The following is a 19,011-nucleotide window of genomic DNA, read 5'->3' as shown; positions in this document are numbered from 1 at the left end:
ATTAGCAGGTTACCGATCCTCCGCCTCCGCCAGGTCGAATTGACCCATCAGGATCTTTAAATACATTATCTCCATCAAGCGCACCGATGATACTATCACTGTTCCAGTTAACGATCGCAGAACTGTAGTCCTTAAGTCCCTTCGGAATGTCGGCATCAGTACCACCTCTTGCAAACACACCAACAATTCGTTTTCCTTGCTCTTTGGCCTTATTAATTTCCCAGTCCACCCACGGTCGTGTATGGGTATCCTTGCCAATAAGAACGACCACAGTGCCTGCCCAAGAGATTTTCATGCGTAGAAGACGTTTAATTACCTCATCACTTACTCTTTTTTCATCTAGTCTGCGCTGGTTGGCAGGCTTGGCTCTAATAGAACTGTTACGTACATCATAACCACGCCCAGAGATTAGCGAAATAAAATCAGAGACTGTTTTATCATCTTTATGATGATGACTTATGAAAAGATGTTTACGTTTTCCCTCTCCTGACATTCTATTTCTATTTTTGAATTTATTCCCCATTTTAGTGGGAAGAAAAAAGGAATCGGTTCCTTAGGTGCATGAAACTTCTGCTTGATTCTTGTCTTACCAGACTTCACAGATAGTTGGGGGTGAGTAACACGCAAATATTTATCTACTTCACAAAATATGTTTTGACAATCGATTAATTGCAAGCGTCTGCCCCATAAGGTCGGCGACTGTAATCCTAGCCGTTCACATTCTTTTTCCTGATTTTCTGCCATAAATCTAATCACATCTTCATAACTGAAATCTCCAAGCGAATCGAAGCATTTTAAAATACCGTTTTTGGCACCTGGGCCTGCAACTACAAAATCCATTTCGGAGAAGTTTATTAAGTCACTGTAGTTAAGGTCAATTGTATATTGAAAAGCAAGAAAGCTGCCAAACGAAGGGCAGCCAAGCAATATTTCATAAACCGCTTCTAGACTCTCTGCGTTAGCAATACGCAAGTAAATTTTGTCTTTCATCAATCTTGTCAAAAGCGCTAAATGATTGCTATGTTTTAATTTGAAGCCAAATACATTTCCCGCTGACGGCATAATATAAGCTGGGGAATATATGGTATGTCCACTTGCCATTCTGTAGCTAAGTAAGGAATCAAACTGTTCTTCAGAAAATCTTGCGAAATTTATTGTACCAAGTGCTCTCTCTAGATAATTATAAGTTTCGATTTTATTAAAAATCTTAAAGAGAAGTGTTTTGAAAAAGATCTCTTCTGGGCTTTGATCGGCTCTATATTGAAGATTGATTAAATATTGGCTGACCCTATCGGATGCTCTAAAAGTATTGGTAAAGCGATAAGATCTAATGACTAGGTCATCCGTCCATGGACCTTGGAAATTCGTTAGTCTTCTAATAAATACATTGTTCCTTTCAACAGCAAAATTCCAATACGTATCATAAACCTGCGACTTTTTAGGGGGTGATAACCTTTTAAAATGGCTAGACAATTTCTATGCTTTTAGTTCAAGCAATTTACAAGACCTTTTAGTAAATAATAGATTATTTCATAAACGTGTTTGGTGCCAGCGAGTTTTTGGTTTTCTTCTATTGATAACCCATTGCGTTGGGAAATAATCGCCCATCCACCTTGAAGTTCATTAAACAGTTCATCAGGCCATGACATTAACTGGGAAATCTGGCGACGATTATATTCTTGCATCATTTCCTGATATTCACTTGAAGCTTTAATAGTATCTAACACGTCCTTTAACTCACCGCCATTGTTTAAATGTGAACAAACATTTGCAACTACACCACCGAAACCTCCAATCAAATAGATTGGCTTTTCTGCTTTGAGAGCTATTAGCATCTCTTCTAATACACCTGGCGCTCGGCCCTTATATCTTTGCGCTCTTCCACCAATAAAAATTCTCGCATTGCATTCCTCTTCCATCTTTTCCCGCATATAAGTGAGGCTTCTTGCCCAGATAAAAAGATTGTCCGACCCAACTGGAGGAATAAAAACGTTAGGATCTACTGCTAAAATATCATCCGGAGGTATTGTCTTTATAAACTTTACCCGATGAGTGTACTGGGCCTGCATTTCCTTGGTGAGAGATAAGCTAAGAGGAAAAGCCAGATAGCTTTTTAAACGGTCTTTTTCTTTTACATCTGTAAATTTAAACTGATCAACAAGCTCAATTAAAATTTCAGTAAGCCCCCCGGCTCTCAAGTCACCTCCATAAGCCACAGATGCACCTGTCGATAATAAATACCTATTTATTTCTATAACTAAATCAGCTAAATGCAGGTCGCTTAACCCAAATTTTCCAAGATTGTCCGATTCAGATGATGATAAAGCAACAGTATGCCCAACAAGCGGTGGGCTTTTTAAAAGATCAATCTTGATACTTCTTATTTCTGCTTTAGTAGTATCTGAACTTTCATTGATTGAAAGATCAGATACATTCGGCGCATTGTTAGTCATATTGTAAAAATGAACTTAATTGAAGGGGGGTGACAAACGACAGACGTTCATCCATCTCATTTAAAAGCTTTAATTCTTCATTGCCTAAGGGTGGATCTGGATATATAATTACGCCTGCTTCTTTACCACATTCAAAAAGTTTTTGTTTTATTCCAATAATGCTAAATAGTTCCGGGTAAGTAGATAGAATAAAGTCGTGTTGTATTCTGAAAAGCTTCGCCTGCTTTTCAAGTGCTTCTTTTGTATAAAAATTGGATAGAGTGGCTTCTAAGGCTAGGTTTGCTATCATCTTAAAATCACCATTCCACCTAATTGTAGGAATGTTACCTAAATATGGAAAACTTCTTTGCTCTCCTTTTGCGATTGCGTCGATAAGGACAATAGGAGTATGGTTCTTTTTTGCAACAATAATCTCACTACGGCACCATTCCCTAGAAGAATAAGAGTCGCTTAAAAATGCGACGACGACACATTTTCCCGCATTTTCTTCAATAGTTTTCCCGAAGTCGTCTCCAAATCCAATATCGTTTGAATCAAAAAAGGTTTTAAGTTGAAGATGGGTATTAACATAATCTCGGAAAGCAATAGCATCATTGACAGTGTTATCATGCTTGGAATGGCTGATGAATAACTTAATAGGTTGCATTTTGACTTCGTGTGCCTGTTGTGGTTCTATAAATGTTTTACATAACTCATGAAGAAGATTATGGTAGACATAGTCAAATACAGAATTGAAATTCCATCCCTCCTGTTTGGCTTCATACGCTCTAATGTAATTAAGTTTTCCTACATCAGCGTCAAGTTTAAATGCAGCTTTAGTCAGTGCAACAGGAATAAATCTCAAACTTGAAATTCCTGAGCTTTCTGCATAAAGGTTGACTACATATTGCCTGAATAAATCATCTAAAATAACATCCTCATCAATCAAGCAGAGGATGACCGTGCGCTCGGCCTGTTTGTAATCTATTGCTTCAGGAACATCGTTCTTGTTTGTTTCAGACCTAAAGTAAACTGGAATTCCAAGGCGGAAGCCGAAAGGTGATTCAACATTCGTGCAAAAAGAACTAAAAAGCTTCCGTCCCATTTGCTTTCCTAGCTCTGAATTTGGATGCCAGATGACATATAATGTAAGAGGACTGATGTATTCCATAGCTATTTACCTAGGTATTTAAGTTCTCTACTAAATGGTGACACATAAACTCGCCCACCCTTATTGGCAACCAATTGGTGAAAAACTTTATAAGATTCAAGTATAGTTCTTTCCCATTGAAACGCCGATACAGCGGAGACTTCCAGATCAACAACCAATTGCTTGATGGTTCGTAATAGTTCAGTATCAATTCTGTCACTTTCCTTTAACATCTTGTTTCCCTTTGCGTAGTTATAAACAATAAGGGTTACTGCTTCTTCTGCTACCTGCGGCCTACCTCTATCTTCAGCGTCTAAAGCCACTGGATCGCTTTTTCTTTTCAATTTCATTAAATGCCTAATCACTGGAGACCAACCTAAAAAAGCGACATGGCCTAAATGAAAAACGTCATGATACCTATAGTCGTTAGGTTCCCTTGAATTGTCGCTTAACGGATCACCTAAAGGCCTGTTTTCCCAAAGCATTTTTACTTCAGGAAAATGTCGACCTTCTTCTTCAATAAAATTGATAATGAATGAGTCAGGGAATTGCTCTTCATAGGCGGCATCAAACCTTGCAATTTCAGGCAACTTTATCTCACGAAATCTGTCATTTACCTTTTCAAGATTGTTTGTTGCAATTTCTTCTAAACACAAATCATTGTGTGAAGCGATTGCCGCGATATACCACAAAACATCTCCTAACTCCTCTTTAATTTTCTCTTTGAAACTCCCAAAGCCATCTCCGTCCCGGATAAGCTTTTTTAAAGTTGTCAATACCGAACCCGCCTCACCTGCTAACCCCAAGTAACCCAAAAAGAAGTTCTCTTGATCGTTGGATTTGTATGATTGTATGGATGTAGCAGCTTGAACTTGGTATTCCTTCAATTTCATAAAAAAATTTCCTATACCCTAAATATAACCACTGTTTTGTATATTTAAACGTAGGAGAAATTTCCATTAAATCCTCAATTTAAAAGTAAAGCCCCGGCGTTTTCAAATACCAGATTTTGGGTCGAAAAATCTAAAACTTCCTAACTTATTATGAGATCAGTCCTTTTGCAACTGCACATTGGTCAACCGTTAGAATGTACTGCATGGTCAAATGTACCAACTGCTAATGGAGTTCAAATAACAGTGTTTTCAAATTCAGGAGTCTCGCGGCAAATTGAACAGTGCGCCCAAAATTGCTTTTCTTTTTTAGAACAATCTCTCATAGCTGTCGGTGGGAAAAGAGAGCTTGCTCCTTGTTTTAGAGACAGCGGTGGAATATTTGGCGCCTATACCTGCGGAGGAGCTGTCCAAGGCCTACATAAACGGGTTCTAATTTATATAGCAGATGGATCTGGTGTCGTGGATGATTTGAATATTGAGCGATATTTTTTAGTTCCAAACGCCATTATCATTCCTGTAATTGATAGTTCTATTAGCGGTAGTCCTACGCAAATTTTGCCAAACAGTTTTAATACTATTCTTGCGGAGCATATTGATAATTTTAATGTATCGCCTGCCGTACCCAGAATTTTAAGAGCTGGGGGCATTCAGTCAAAAAGTTTCAGGCTTTTTATAAGTTATAAACATGCTGATGCAAGAGCAATAGCTGGACAGCTTTTTCATGCTTTATCGGAACGAATGTTTGACGTATTTCTTGATCGTTTTTCAAGTAGAACAGGTGACGAATTTGTAGCTCTTATAAAAGAGGAACTTTTCAACAAAGCTTGTGTCTTAGTTCTTGAAACAAATGATATAGGAAGTTCAGTTTATTGTAGGCAAGAAGTTGCAACCGCTACTGCTTATCATCTTGGTCTCATGGCGCTTGACTTACCTGGCTCTCAAACTACTTTTCCTCAAATAAGAAAAAGGTTTGATTTATCGGCTTGTACACTGACGCCAAAAGACGAGTTGAGTAATAGCGACCTTCAAAACCTGATTTCTTTTATCGAGCAAAATTACGATCACGAAATCGCAAGAAGGTTAAGGTATCAGGATAAAACTCTTGTTGATAGCATTCTTGCTGCAGGGCTTACGCCTCAACCCGTAGGGATTGGACAGTACAGAGTACAAAAAAATATGAAAACGTTCCTATTAAGTATGAATGCATACCCTCCTGCGGTAGACGACTTTATTGATACAGAGCGTTCAGCGCTTCAAATCCCAACCGTAAATCAAACAATACTATTTGGCCCTGTTTCAGTGGTGCGAACCATTCGCGGCGAACAAATCTCATGGTTGGGTAAGAAAAGTTCAATCTATCCGATTGATGAAGGGCACGTAATGAGGTCAATTAAAAATATTTAAATGTTCTAATCATAAGCATATTATGAGTACCATATTAATTGTAAGAGACAATACAATCAGGTCGGGAGATAGGGTTCTGCTAGAGCACCAGGCAATTATTAGCATTACCAGAAGTGTCCTCTCCAATTACTCCCAAGAAATAGGTGGCATGAGTATGTCAGAACATAGAATGCTTGTTCCAGCACATTTAGATATTCTTCCATTGCTGGCGATTGCGGCTGATGATTACACAGAATTAATTGAACCTGAACCAGAAAAAATTAATAAACCTTCACCTTTTATACTTTATCGGGATGAATTGAATGAACAACAAATGAATGATGGTTTAATTCAAAATTTCCTTCAACCCCGTTGGTTTGGATTTGATCCATTTAGGAATAACTTACAAGACTCAGTTTACGAATATCGTCCAGATGTATGTGTACTATTAAGTATTTCGCAAGAAACAATTGAAAATCTCAAAAGGCTGGATTACCGTTTTAAACACCTTATTACCTTTTTGTCTTTACAATCAACAAGAGACCAGAAATATGATTCAGGGGATATAGCAGATCGGGTAACAATAGCGGATCAACAATTTGAGAGTGCCGTAATTAACTCTATAAGAAAGCTAGACCTGCCTTTAAATAATTCCGAAAATTTTGGATTTTGGTCAAGCATGTATGGAAAAGAAGAGCGTTTGCCGGATATAGAACCCTTTGTTGCATTTGGTGCCGCCTTTGAAATGGCTATATTCTTAGGTAACCAATCAACTGAAACCTTTAAATAAGAAGCGTTGAATAAAAGTAAATTCAACAAATTGTCCGGGATGAAATGAAATCAGAAATACAGCGCAACATCACTTATTATAAAATCCGATAGGCAGGTAGCAATCAAAGTTGAGAAGATAAAAGATCATAGAATTAACCACATTCCTTTGGTCATTATAAGAATTTTATAGTATGTCTTAAAACTAGCACAATCGCTAATTGATCATATGATCAAGTGACCGCTGAAAATGCTTTATCTCGAAATAAAACCATGTATCTACCTGTTCCGTTCCAAATTTTTTTTATGTTAGTGCCGCTTAAGGTCTGCTTGCCAAGAATTTATTCATCACAAGCAGCCTGCTGAAGCTAACCTTTCATGAAAACAATTGCATTTTTTGACCTTGAGACTAATTCGAAGAAGAATATTCTGGATATTGGTTGTGTAAAGTCGGATGATTCGACTTTACACAACAGGTCCGTGCACGCTTTTTTAGATTTTATAAAGGGCAGTGATTTTATCTGTGGCCATAATATTCACAACCACGATTTGAAGCACCTGCACACCTTTCTTGGAGACACATCTTTTGGTTCAGCAAACGCTATTGATACGCTTTATTTATCGCCGTTGCTGTTTCCTTCACGTCCCTATCACCGCCTGTTAAAAAATGACAAGCTGCAAAAAGAGGAATTAAATAATCCTCTTAATGACTCTTTTAAAGCCAGGGATTTATTTTACGATGAAGTAGTTGCCTTTCAACAGTTAGATGAGCCTTTAAAAAAGATATACTTCAACCTACTGCACCGTCATAAAGAATTCTCAGCCTTTTTTGCTTACCTGAATTATTCAAACGAACTACTGGAGCCAGACGTAGAACAATTAATCCGGAATTATTTCGATGGCTCTATTTGTAGCCATGCAAACATATACGACCAAATTGTTGCGGCTCCCGGCCCTCTTGCTTATACCCTGGCATTAATTAAAGCAACTGAAAGATATTCCATCACACCGCCCTGGGTGCTTCATCATTTTCCTGATGTAAATAGGATAATGTTTCTGCTTAGAGGGAAGCCGTGTGTTATAGGCTGCCCTTATTGCGGCGAAGCTTTGAATCCATTCAATGCATTGAGGCGCTATTTCGGCTTCTCCCATTTCCGCTCGTATGGTGGCGCACCTTTGCAAGAGAATGCTGTGAAAGCGGCTATTCAGAACAAATCCTTACTGGCAGTTTTTCCAACGGGTGGTGGTAAATCAATTACTTTTCAGGTGCCTGCATTAATGGCTGGCGAGAATACGAAATCGCTTACGGTAATTATCTCTCCCCTTCAATCCTTAATGAAAGACCAGGTAGATAATCTGGAAAGAAAGGGTATAACGGATGCAGTTACCATTAACGGATTATTGGACCCGATAGAAAGAAGCAAAGCTATTGAACGGGTAGCCGAAGGCAGTGCAAGCATCCTATATATTTCCCCTGAATCCCTCCGTTCAGTAACGATAGAAAGATTGTTACTTGGCAGGAAGATAGCTCGCTTTGTCATTGATGAAGCCCACTGTTTTTCTTCATGGGGACAAGACTTCCGGGTCGATTATTTATACATAGGCGATTTTATAAAATCACTTCAGAAGAACAAAGGACTTGAGGATAAAATTCCTGTGTCCTGCTTCACTGCTACGGCCAAGCAAAAAGTGATTGAAGACATCCGCCTATATTTCAAAGAAAAGTTAGAGATTGAATTAGAAATATTTAGTGCTAATGCCTCCCGAACCAATCTTCATTACAAAGTTTTCAATCAAGATAATGAGGCCCAGAAATATGCAGAGGTCCGGCGGCTCCTGGAAACAAAGCAATGCCCGACGATCATTTATGTTTCCCGTACCAAAAAGGCATACAAGTTGGCTGAAAGCCTGACAGAAGATGGCTTCAATGCAAAGCCTTACCATGGCAAGATGGCTAAAGAAGAAAAGACGGAAAATCAAAATGCCTTTATTGAAGGAAGCGTCGATATTATGGTGGCTACATCAGCTTTTGGAATGGGCGTAGACAAAAGTAATGTAGGCATGGTCATTCACTACGACATTTCAGATTCATTGGAAAACTATGTTCAGGAGGCTGGACGTGCAGGTAGGGATGAGAAGATAACTGCTGAATGTTTTGTTCTTTTTAATGAAGAAGATCTAGATAAACATTTTATTCTGCTGAACCAAACCAAGCTGGACATTAAAGAAATTAATCAAATCTGGAAGGCGGTAAAGGATTTAACAAGAACAAGGGCCAAGGTTTCAAATTCAGCACTGGAGATTGCCCGAAAAGCTGGTTGGGATGAAGGTGTAAATGAAATAGAAACGCGGGTTACGACCGCCATTGCCGCCCTGGAAGATGCTGGCTATTTGAAGCGGGGCAAGAACATGCCAAGGGTGTTTGCCAACAGTATACTATCGAAAACAGCACAGGAGGCCATAGAAAAAATAAATACGTCTGAAAAATTTTCTGAAAAGCAAAAAGAAAAGGCAATCCGTATTGTCAAAAAGCTCTTCTCCAGCAAAAGCAAACGACTGTCTACTGACGAAGCTGCAGAATCACGGATAGATTACATCTCGGATCACTTAGGGATTGTAAAAGATGAAGTGATTCAGATCATACAATTATTAAGAGATGAGAAAATATTAGCTGATGCAAAAGATTTGACAGCCTTTATAAAGAAAGGTGAGGCCAGCAATCGTTCCCTGGCTGTGGTAGAAAAGTTCAAGGGCCTAGAGGAATTTTTCCTTGCCACCTTAGAGGATGGTGAAGCAACTTACAACCTGAAAGAATTAAACGAAAAAGCTTCTGAAGCCGGATGTAAAGATGTGAGCCCCAATAAGGTCAGAACGATTATTAACTTTTGGGCAATTAAAAATTGGATTAAGCGACGAAATCTGGAATATTCCCGCAATCATGTTCAAATAGCTCCATCTCTCGCCAAAGATGAATTAAAGGATAAAATGGTAAAACGCCATTTCTTAGCAAGATTCATTGTAGAATACTTGTATCAAAAGGCTATAAACAATACAGCAAAGAATGACGCCGACGAAATACTGATAGAGTTTTCCATTCAGGAGCTGAAGGATGCAGTTGAAAGCAGCACTGGCTTATTTACCGTGAAGGCGAGTAATGAAGACGTAGAGGACAGCCTCTTTTACTTATCACGGATTGAAGCCATAAAAATAGAAGGCGGGTTCTTGGTAGTCTATAACCGATTAACAATTGACCGTATTGAAAAAAATAACAGGATACTTTATAAAGAATCTGATTATGACAAGCTAAGAACGCATTACCAGAATAAAGTACAGCAAATCCATATTGTTGGTGAGTATGCTAAAAAGATGGTGGAGAATTATAAGGAGGCTTTACAGTTTGTAGATGATTATTTCCGGCTCAACTATGGATCCTTTCTCAATAAATATTTTCCAGGAAGCAGGCAGGATGATATTAAACGTACACTAACACCTGCCAAGTTCCAGCAATTGTTCGGGGCATTGTCTCCGGCCCAATTGGAGATTATTAAGGATGCTACCAATCAGCATGTGGTTGTAGCGGCAGGTCCGGGCAGTGGTAAAACAAGAGTGCTTGTACATAAGTTGGCATCATTACTTTTAACGGAAGATGTAAAGCATGAGCAACTCCTGATGCTTACATTTTCAAGAGCAGCAGCCACAGAATTTAAAAAACGGTTGCTGGACCTGATTGGAAATGCTGCCAACTTCATTGAGATTAAGACTTTCCACTCGTATTGTTTTGATTTGATCGGCAGGGTTGGCAACCTTGATCAGTCTGATTCTGTTTTAGAAACAGCGATTGAAAAAATTAGGAACGGCGATATCGAACCCAGCAGAATTACCAAAACAGTGTTAGTAGTAGATGAAGCACAGGATATTAATGTACATGAATACAGGTTGGTAGAAACACTCATGGAGCAGAACGAAGAAATGCGGGTATTATTCGTAGGCGATGATGATCAGAATATATATGAATTCCGTGGATCGGATTCGAAATACATGCAGCAGCTAATTACGGCCAGGAATGCGAAAAAATATAGCCTAGTAGACAACTACCGAAGTAAAGAAAATATAGTGTCTTTGGCCAACCAGTGGGCCGCCGGGCTCTCGCACCGCTTAAAAGATTTGCCAATTGTAGCGGTAGATCGGACTAATGGGAAAATAAAGATCATTGAAAATCATTCAACACAGCTTATTATGCCTGTTATTCAAAGCATAATGGAAACCGACTTAACCGGTTCCACTTGTGTGTTGACCAGAACCAATGATGAAGCCGTGCAAATAACCGGACTGCTTATAAAGAATGGATATACTGCAAAGTTAATCCAGACAAACGATGGCTTTAATTTGTCCAAATTGGCGGAGCTTAGATACTTTACTGACCTGATCACTACGCAAACGGATTCTCCGGTAATAAGTGAAGACGAATGGGAGGAGGGGAAGCGAAAATTAGCCCATGCCTTTCAGCGAAGCAATAAATTAGATGGCTGTCAGAGTATTATCAAAGATTTTGAGGCTATCAATCCGGTTAAAAGATACAAAAGCGATTGGAAGGCTTTCTTGAATGAATCACGGTTTGAAGATTTTGTTCGCATCAATGGCGAAACTGTTTATGTCTCTACCATCCACAAAGCCAAAGGCAAAGAGTTTGACAATGTTTTTTTGATGCTCGATAAGTTTGACGCGACAAAGGAGGAATGTAAGCGGCAGTTGTATGTGGCTGTTACGAGAGCCAAAACGAATCTCACCATACATTACAATGGAAGTTTTTTGCAAAATCTGATCACGGCTGACCTCACCTATTCGACTGACTTAAATGTTTACCCTCCAGCAAACTTTATTTCCTGTCTGTTAACACATAAGGATGTAAAGCTTGGCTATTTCGAATATGTGCAACATAGGATGAATGGAGTAGCCAGTGGCGATGAGTTAACGATTACTACTGAGGGACTATCGACTGATAAGGGTTTGGCAGTTAAATTTTCCAACGAATTTGTTATGTCAACAGAGAAGTTACATTTAAAAGGCTATCATTTAGAAAGCGCTAAAGCAAACTTCATTGTTCATTGGTATAACATGAAAGACAATAAAGAAGTAAAAATTATTTTACCGGAATTGAATTTTTCCAAAGAGAAGTGATTGTTTCTATACCCTACCCTACTTGCTTGCGTATGATTGAGGTAAAGAGTTACAATTCACCTTGTTTGTATTAACAGGAAATGATTCATTAGCTGGTCATGTAATTGAAAATTTGCCCTGAATAAAATAGATTGCACCTTTTACAGCTTTAACCGAAACTATATGAACACCGCCGTCCATAATAAACTTGTCTCCTTTATCTGGTCCATTGCCGATGACTGCCTACGTGATGTCTATGTCCGTGGCAAGTACCGCGATGTGATTTTACCCATGGTTGTATTAAGAAGACTTGATGCCCTGCTAGAACCCACGAAAGAAGCCGTGATGAAAGAACTGGCCTTTCAAAGGGAAGAAATGAAGTTTACCGAGTTGGATGAAGCAGGGCTCCGCCAGGAAGCCGGTTATGTATTTTACAATACCAGCCAATGGACCTTGCAACGCTTGTACAATACCGCCACCAACAGCCAGCAAATCTTACAAGCCAATTTTGAAGATTATCTGAATGGCTTTAGTGCCAATGTAAAAGAGATCATTGAGAAGTTTCACCTGAAAGCACAGGTGCGGCACATGGCGAACAAAGATGTGTTGCTGAATGTGCTGGAGAAATTTACCTCTCCTTATATCAACCTGACGCCTTTTGAAAAGGCCGACCCTGAGGGCCGCAAATTGCCTGCGCTTACCAATCTGGGCATGGGGTATGTGTTTGAAGAACTGATTCGAAAGTTCAACGAAGAAAACAACGAAGAAGCCGGTGAGCACTTTACACCAAGGGAAGTAATTGACTTGATGACCCACCTCGTGTTTGAACCGGTGAAGGAGGTACTGCCTCCCGTAATAACCATCTACGATCCTGCCTGTGGTTCGGGTGGTATGCTTACTGAATCGCAGAACTTTATCAAGGATGAAGAAGGCGAAATCAAAGCTACCGGCGATGTGCATTTATACGGCAAGGAGATTAACGATGAAACCTATGCCATCTGCAAATCCGACATGATGATCAAAGGCAACAACCCTGAAAACATCCGCGTCGGCAGTACCCTGAGCACCGATGAATTTGCCGGTAAGCATTTTAATTACATGCTCTCCAATCCGCCTTATGGCAAAAGCTGGGACAGCGAACTGAAATACATCAAAGATGGAAAAGAAGTTATTGATCCGCGTTTTAAAATAAAGCTGAAAGATTATTGGGGAAGCGAAGAAGAGTGCGATGCTACGCCCCGTTCCTCCGACGGGCAATTGCTCTTTCTGATGGAGATGGTAAACAAGATGAAGCCGTTGAGCGTTGGCGGTTCCCGCATTGCCTCAGTGCATAACGGCAGCAGCTTATTTACTGGCGATGCTGGTGGCGGAGAAAGCAACATCCGGCGTTACCTAATTGAGAACGACTGGCTGGAGGCCATTATTCAGTTACCCAACAACCTGTTTTACAACACCGGTATCACCACTTATATCTGGCTCCTTTCAAACAACAAAGCAGCTTTTCGAAGGGGTAAAGTACAGTTAATAGATGCCGGGCAACTGTTTCGCAAGCTGCGCAAGAACCTTGGCAACAAAAATTGTGAGCTCGCACCTCAACACATCCGTGAAATTGTGCAGGTGTACGCGGCCATGGCCGCTATGGAGCGACAGAGCGATGAAGGCATTGCCAGCAAAGTTTTCGATAACCAGGATTTCGGATATTACAAAGTCACCATCGAAAGGCCCAAGCGATTAAAGGCGCAGTTTATGGCCAGCCGCATTTCTCCCTTGCGCTTTGACAAAACCCTGCGTGAACCGATGGAGTGGGCTTATGGCGAATTTGGCGACGAAGTTTACACAAATCTTGGCAAGCACGAAAAGGCCATCCTTGACTGGTGTGAGAAAGAAGACCTAAACCTCAATGCGAAAAAGGCAAAAGCGGTTGTTGATCCCGAAACCTGGAAGAAGGGCCGCGAGTTATTGTTGATTGCAGAAGGATTGATGCAGGCCATTGGCGAAGATGAATACAATGACTTCAATACCTTTCGCGACCGCGTTGATGCGGAATTGAAAAAGGGGAAGCAAAAATTATCAGCCTCCGAACGGGCCGCCATCCTAAACGCGGTAAGCTGGTACGATAGCGGTGCGGAAAAAGTCATCAAGGGCACGGTAAAGCTGACGGGTGAAAAACTTGAGGCGCTGCTGGAACGTTTAGGCTGCGCCGAAAAAGATTTGCCGGGCTATGGCTATTACCCTACGAATAAAAAAGGCGAATACATAGAATACGAAACGGAGGCCGACCTGCGTGATACGGAGAATGTGCCGCTGAAAGGACGGATACAGGATTATTTTTTGCGGGAAGTAGCGCCGCATGTGGAAGAAGCCTGGATGGCTCATGATGCCACAAAAATTGGTTACGAAATCAGCTTTAATAAATACTTCTACCAGCACAAGCCTTTGCGGGATATAGAAGAAGTAACAGCGGAGATACTGGCCCTGGAAGAAGAAAGCGAAGGGTTGATTCGTGAAATTGTAAACCTAAGCTGATGGAAGATGTGATGGAAAAAATGACGATTGAAAAGTATGCGGCCTATAAAGATTCGGGAGTAGAATGGTTGGGAGAAATACCTGATCATTGGGAAGCACTTTCAAACAAATTCATTTTTAGGCTGAAGAAAGTACAAGTCGGCAAAAGGTCTAACGAATATGTTTTGCTTTCGTTAACCTTGAATGGCATTATCAAACGGGATATGGAAAATCCACAAGGAAAATTTCCGGCAGAATTTGATACCTACCAGGAAGTAAAGAAAGGGGATTTTGTTTTCTGTCTGTTTGATGTTGAGGAAACGCCTAGAGCAGTAGGTCTTTCGCCATTCGATGGAATGATTACGGGAGCCTATACGGTAATGGAACCGAACAATGGTTTTGATCGGGGTTTTCTTTATTACTTCTATTTAAACCTTGATGCTGACAAAAGAATGAAGCCTCTGTACAAGGGATTGAGAAACGTCATTCCGAAGGAGACATTTTTTTCATTTAAAACATTTGTTCCTCCGTTAGATGAACAAACTTCCATTGCATCTTTCCTTGACCGCAAAACAGCCCAAATAGAAAAAGCTATTGCACAAAAAGAAGCGCTGATTGAGCTTTTAAAAGAACGCAGGCAAATACTTATTCATAAAGCCGTTACCCGTGGCCTTGATCCTAATGTAAAAATGAAGGATAGCGGTGTGGAATGGATTGGCGAGATACCGGAACATTGGGAAGTGAAGCCGTTGGGATTTTCGGGCAAAACTCAAAACGGCATAAGCAAAGGAGCAGACTACTTTGGATCGGGTTTTCCTTTTCTTAGCTATGGTGACGTCTATAAAAACATTGAACTGCCTAAGCATGTTGATGGTTTAGCAGAATCAAGTGATGCTGACAGAAAACAATATTCTGTTATTGAAGGTGACGTACTCTTCACACGAACTTCGGAAACGGTTGAAGAAATTGGATTTGCATCAACATGTACATGCACAATCCTGAATGCAACATTCTCAGGGTTTTTAATACGGTTTAGGCCAAACAGGAATATTCTTGATAAATACTTTTCTAAATATTATTTCAGTAGTAAAACTCACAGGGCCTTTTTTGTAAAAGAGATGAATTTAGTTATACGAGCATCACTTAGTCAAGAGCTGTTGAAGAAGATGCCGATATTGATACCATCAAAAGACGAGCAAGTAGAAATTGGTAACTATCTTGAAAATGTATCAACAAAAACTTTTGCCGCTATTGTTATGAAAGAAAAAGAAATAGAAAAGCTCAAAGAATACAAAGCCACATTAATCAATGCTGGTGTAACAGGTAAAATAAAAGTAGCTTAATAAAAACCAAACTAACTATGCTTGATCTCGCAACCCAAGTAGCCCTGGGAATGAACGGACTTGCTAAAACCAATCAGACTACACAAGTCAATAAAGAAGTTCCCCGTATCATTTCAGTAAAAGAATTGTTATCAAAACCTAACCTCACAATCCCGGATTATCAACGGCCTTACAAGTGGAGCATCAAAAATGTAAATCAGTTAATTGATGACATCCTGCTTCATCGTGATAAATCTGCCTATCGCATTGGCACCCTGGTGTTGCATCAAATCGAGGACACACTAAATATTGTGGATGGTCAACAGCGCACCATTACATTGCTCCTGATGGCGATGGCCTTGCAAAATCATTTACACTATCCAGTAAAAGAAGACTTGATAAAGCATCACTACCAAATTCCAAAAACCAAACTTTTTGATGAGTGGGAATTCTCCAATCCTATCTCTCAGAAAAACATTCATCAAAACTACCGCGAGGTCAAAAGAAGAATGATTGATTTTGATGCCCATAGCATTCGCTTCTTCTATGAAAAATGTGAGCTCGTGCAAGTGGTGTTGAATGATGTGTCAGAGGCTTTTCAATTTTTTGATTCGCAAAATGCGCGAGGCAGGGATTTGGACCCTCATGATCTATTGAAGGCATTTCACCTTCGAGAGCTAACGCCAAGAATATCGGAGCAGGAAAAAATGGAGATAGTGAGTCATTGGGAATCCTTAGAAACAGACGACTTAAAAAAACTGTTTGCACAATTGCTCTTCCGGGTCCGGTACTGGTCAAAAGGGCATTCAGCCCGTTTCTTTACTAAGAACGAAGTGGATGCCTTTAAAGGCATTAGTCCTGATGCGGAGTCGCTGTTTCCGTACACGGAAATCTATAAAATCGGCCACTATTTCGTAGACGATTACAACACCAATTACCACCGGAAAATAGACAAACAGCATGTATCCTATCCTTTCCAGCTAAATCAGGTAATGATTAACGGGAAACGGTTTTTTGAATTTGTGAACCATTATTGGAACGTTAGGGAAGTGATGTATGCCGGTTTGTACAAGAATGACAAGGCAAAAGCAGTGCTTGAGGTGATAGATAAATATCCTGAGCGTTATCGCACAGGCGATGCCTACGTAAGAACCTTATTTGATTGTGCACTGCTTTTTTATTGGGACAAATTTGGAAACGCAGAAATCGGAAGAATAGCAGAAAAGATATTTGTCTGGGCGTATAAGTTGCGGCTTACACAACACAGCGTACAATTGGCTTCCATAGATAACTATGCCCTTGAGGCGCCTTACGTTTTTAAAACTATCAACGAGGCGCTGGCCCCAAAAGATGTTCTCAATCTTTCTATAACACCTGTTAAGCTTGGAGACCTAAAAGGTAAGGAGCTCAAATCTGTTCTTGATCAGGTAAAAAATTTAGGCTATTATGAAGCATAACGATATCCAGCCTTTGAGCGTTCGTGACCTGTTTGTTTCCGGAGAATATATAATACCTCCTTATCAACGCAATTACGCCTGGGAGGAAGGAGAAGTAAAACAACTTCTTCAGGATGTATTCGACTTTTCAACCGCCCACGGAGATAAAGATTATTTTATTGGAACCCTTGTTGTATTTAACCGCAATGAGAATGGCCGCACCATTTATGAAACGATTGATGGGCAACAGCGACTAACCACATTAAATATTATTTATGGTGTATTACATCGTGAGTTTTCTGGAGCCATTCATGTTAAGATAGATTATCGTCTTAATTTGAAGTTCGATTCCCGAAAAAAATCTACTGATACGCTGGCATTGATTTCACATACTGAGCATCCTGCTTCCTTTGACAGCGGCGAAGACTACAATGCGAAAATTGCCGATGCCTACGAAGTAGCACACAAGCAGTTAAAGCTGCTATTTAAGAACAAATCTCCGGAAGAGTTTTACCAATACTTCTCGCAAAGAGTACACATTCTACGTGTGTCGGTACCTCACGACACGAATTTGAATCACTACTTCGAGATAATGAATACCCGTGGTGAGCAATTAGAAAAGCACGAGATACTAAAAGCAAAACTGATGGAGGTGTTGAGTGGCGATGAGAAAGCGTCCTACGCCTTCAATTTGATTTGGGAGGCATGTGCCGATATGGAACGGTACGTGCAATATGGATTTGACCCTCCTGAAAGGAATAAACTGTTTACTCAAGGAAACTGGAACCGGCTTGCGGCCAATAGTTTTGATGATGTCGCAAATAACATCCATTACAAAGACGTGTTGGGGGACGAACGAAAGATGAAGTTGTCTGAGATAGTAGCACATAATGGCAACTTTGAAATCAATACGGACCACAAAGAAGATGCTCCGGAACGTTTTAACTCTGTTATCAACTTTCCAAACTTCTTGCTACACATACTACGAATTCAAAGCAAAGAAAATATAGGCCTTGATGACAAACGTTTAGTGGAAGCCTTCGATGAATTTTTGAAGCCTGAAACCTCTAAACAGGAAAAGGTGAGATTCGTCAAGGAGTTTGCATTTAATTTATTAAGAGGAAAACATTTGTTTGATCAATTCATCATCAAGAGGGAGTTTACCAAGGAGAAGGATGGCTGGAGCATTAAATCTTTAAAATGGTATGAAAGCAAAACGGTAAGCTATGTGAACTCGTTTGCCAATGAAGATGCGAATAGGCGAATATTGATGCTTCTGTCTATGTTTCATGTTTCTGCTCCGACCCTTATTTACAAACATTGGTTGAACGCGGCTTTGAATTATTGCTTCCAGAACTATGGCAACATGGAAGCACTTGGTTATATAAATTACCTGGAACACTTGGCTCAGGCTTATTTGTATGACCGCTACTTAGCCCTTGAAGATAATGAAGTCGATTTTTATAACATCATTTTTGAGAATCAAGCGGCGTCTGTAAACAAGCAGAAAGCACAGAACTTTTCTTGGGATTTTTTAAACACCGGTACAAGTGTTGAGAACTTTGTTTTTAACTATTTGGACTACATTTTATGGCTTGAAAGGGCAGATGGATTTTCCGAATTTGAATTTACATTCAGAAGTTCTGTTGAGCACTACTATCCGCAGAATCCTATCTCAAGCGATGATAAGCTTGAGCAGGATGTATTAGATGAGTTTGGCAATTTATGTTTAATAAGCAGAAGCAAGAACTCAACTTTGGGAAGGTATATGCCAGAAGCAAAAAAGGACCACTATATCAGAGTAAAGCCCGATAGCCTAAAGCAACGGTTAATGATGAATGAGCCAAGGTGGGGAAAAGAACAAATTCAGCATCATACAAAACTGATGATCAATAAATTTAAAGATTATAAGAGCCAATTCCATTTACTTGAGAGAACAAATGATTAAGGCTTAGAAGCAAATAT

12 protein-coding genes are annotated in these 19,011 nt (G+C 39.9%); 7 read left to right on the top strand and 5 right to left on the bottom strand.

The window, feature by feature from the left end; translation table 11 throughout:
- Nucleotide 1 precedes the first annotated feature (1 nt).
- The 5 genes from FSB75_RS12295 to FSB75_RS12275 are packed head-to-tail and all read right to left on the bottom strand — an operon-like array spanning nucleotide 2 to nucleotide 4,475.
- A complete protein-coding gene (locus FSB75_RS12295) occupies nucleotides 2-493 on the bottom strand; it encodes a TIR domain-containing protein (RefSeq protein ID WP_146787773.1) in 492 nt (163 codons plus the stop codon).
- Nucleotides 457-1,473 carry a nucleotide kinase domain-containing protein gene (locus FSB75_RS12290; RefSeq protein ID WP_146787771.1) on the bottom strand — a complete coding sequence of 339 codons (1,017 nt, stop codon included), beginning with the start codon at nucleotides 1,471-1,473 and terminating at the stop codon, nucleotides 457-459. Before FSB75_RS12290 ends, FSB75_RS12295 begins: the two co-directional genes overlap by 37 nt.
- 11 nt (nucleotides 1,474-1,484) lie before the next feature.
- The gene (locus FSB75_RS12285) at nucleotides 1,485-2,453 is read right to left on the bottom strand and encodes a hypothetical protein (RefSeq protein WP_146787768.1); all 969 of its coding nucleotides are present in this window, start codon (nucleotides 2,451-2,453) and stop codon (nucleotides 1,485-1,487) included.
- Nucleotides 2,446-3,603 (bottom strand): toll/interleukin-1 receptor domain-containing protein, encoded by a 1,158-nt coding sequence (locus FSB75_RS12280; RefSeq protein ID WP_146787765.1) that lies wholly within the window; start codon nucleotides 3,601-3,603, stop codon nucleotides 2,446-2,448. The genes FSB75_RS12285 and FSB75_RS12280 overlap by 8 nt, the downstream gene beginning before the upstream one ends.
- A gap of 2 nt (nucleotides 3,604-3,605) precedes the next feature.
- The gene (locus tag FSB75_RS12275) at nucleotides 3,606-4,475 is read right to left on the bottom strand and encodes a nucleoside triphosphate pyrophosphohydrolase family protein (protein WP_146787762.1); all 870 of its coding nucleotides are present in this window, start codon (nucleotides 4,473-4,475) and stop codon (nucleotides 3,606-3,608) included.
- 150 nt (nucleotides 4,476-4,625) lie between these two features.
- On the opposite strand from FSB75_RS12275, the gene FSB75_RS12270 reads away from it, so the two are divergent.
- The 7 genes from FSB75_RS12270 to FSB75_RS12240 all read left to right on the top strand — a co-directional run bounded on the left by FSB75_RS12270 (nucleotide 4,626) and on the right by FSB75_RS12240 (nucleotide 18,994).
- On the top strand, nucleotides 4,626-5,879 hold the full coding sequence (locus FSB75_RS12270; RefSeq protein WP_146787758.1) for a toll/interleukin-1 receptor domain-containing protein: 1,254 nt from the start codon (nucleotides 4,626-4,628) through the stop codon (nucleotides 5,877-5,879).
- A 22-nt stretch (nucleotides 5,880-5,901) separates the two neighbouring features.
- Nucleotides 5,902-6,648 (top strand): hypothetical protein, encoded by a 747-nt coding sequence (locus FSB75_RS12265; RefSeq protein ID WP_146787755.1) that lies wholly within the window; start codon nucleotides 5,902-5,904, stop codon nucleotides 6,646-6,648.
- Nucleotides 6,649-7,004: 356 nt separating this feature from the next.
- A complete protein-coding gene (locus tag FSB75_RS12260; RefSeq protein ID WP_146787752.1) occupies nucleotides 7,005-11,804 on the top strand; it encodes a RecQ family ATP-dependent DNA helicase in 4,800 nt (1,599 codons plus the stop codon).
- Nucleotides 11,805-11,966: 162 nt separating this feature from the next.
- Nucleotides 11,967-14,309: a type I restriction-modification system subunit M gene (locus tag FSB75_RS12255; RefSeq protein ID WP_146787749.1), complete on the top strand. Its 2,343-nt coding sequence runs from the start codon at nucleotides 11,967-11,969 to the stop codon at nucleotides 14,307-14,309.
- The gene (locus tag FSB75_RS12250) at nucleotides 14,309-15,631 is read left to right on the top strand and encodes a restriction endonuclease subunit S (protein ID WP_146787746.1); all 1,323 of its coding nucleotides are present in this window, start codon (nucleotides 14,309-14,311) and stop codon (nucleotides 15,629-15,631) included. Before FSB75_RS12255 ends, FSB75_RS12250 begins: the two co-directional genes overlap by 1 nt.
- A 17-nt stretch (nucleotides 15,632-15,648) precedes the next feature.
- Nucleotides 15,649-17,067, top strand: a complete 1,419-nt coding sequence (locus tag FSB75_RS12245; protein WP_146787743.1) for a DUF262 domain-containing protein — start codon at nucleotides 15,649-15,651, stop codon at nucleotides 17,065-17,067.
- Nucleotides 17,057-18,994 (top strand): GmrSD restriction endonuclease domain-containing protein, encoded by a 1,938-nt coding sequence (locus FSB75_RS12240; protein WP_146787741.1) that lies wholly within the window; start codon nucleotides 17,057-17,059, stop codon nucleotides 18,992-18,994. The genes FSB75_RS12245 and FSB75_RS12240 overlap by 11 nt, the downstream gene beginning before the upstream one ends.
- Nucleotides 18,995-19,011: the final 17 nt, after the last annotated feature.

Origin of the sequence: Flavisolibacter ginsenosidimutans, assembly GCF_007970805.1 — a bacterium.
In the GTDB taxonomy this organism is placed as follows: Bacteria; Bacteroidota; Bacteroidia; order Chitinophagales; family Chitinophagaceae; genus Flavisolibacter; species Flavisolibacter ginsenosidimutans.
This window is presented reverse-complemented; position numbering and strand designations above follow the sequence as displayed.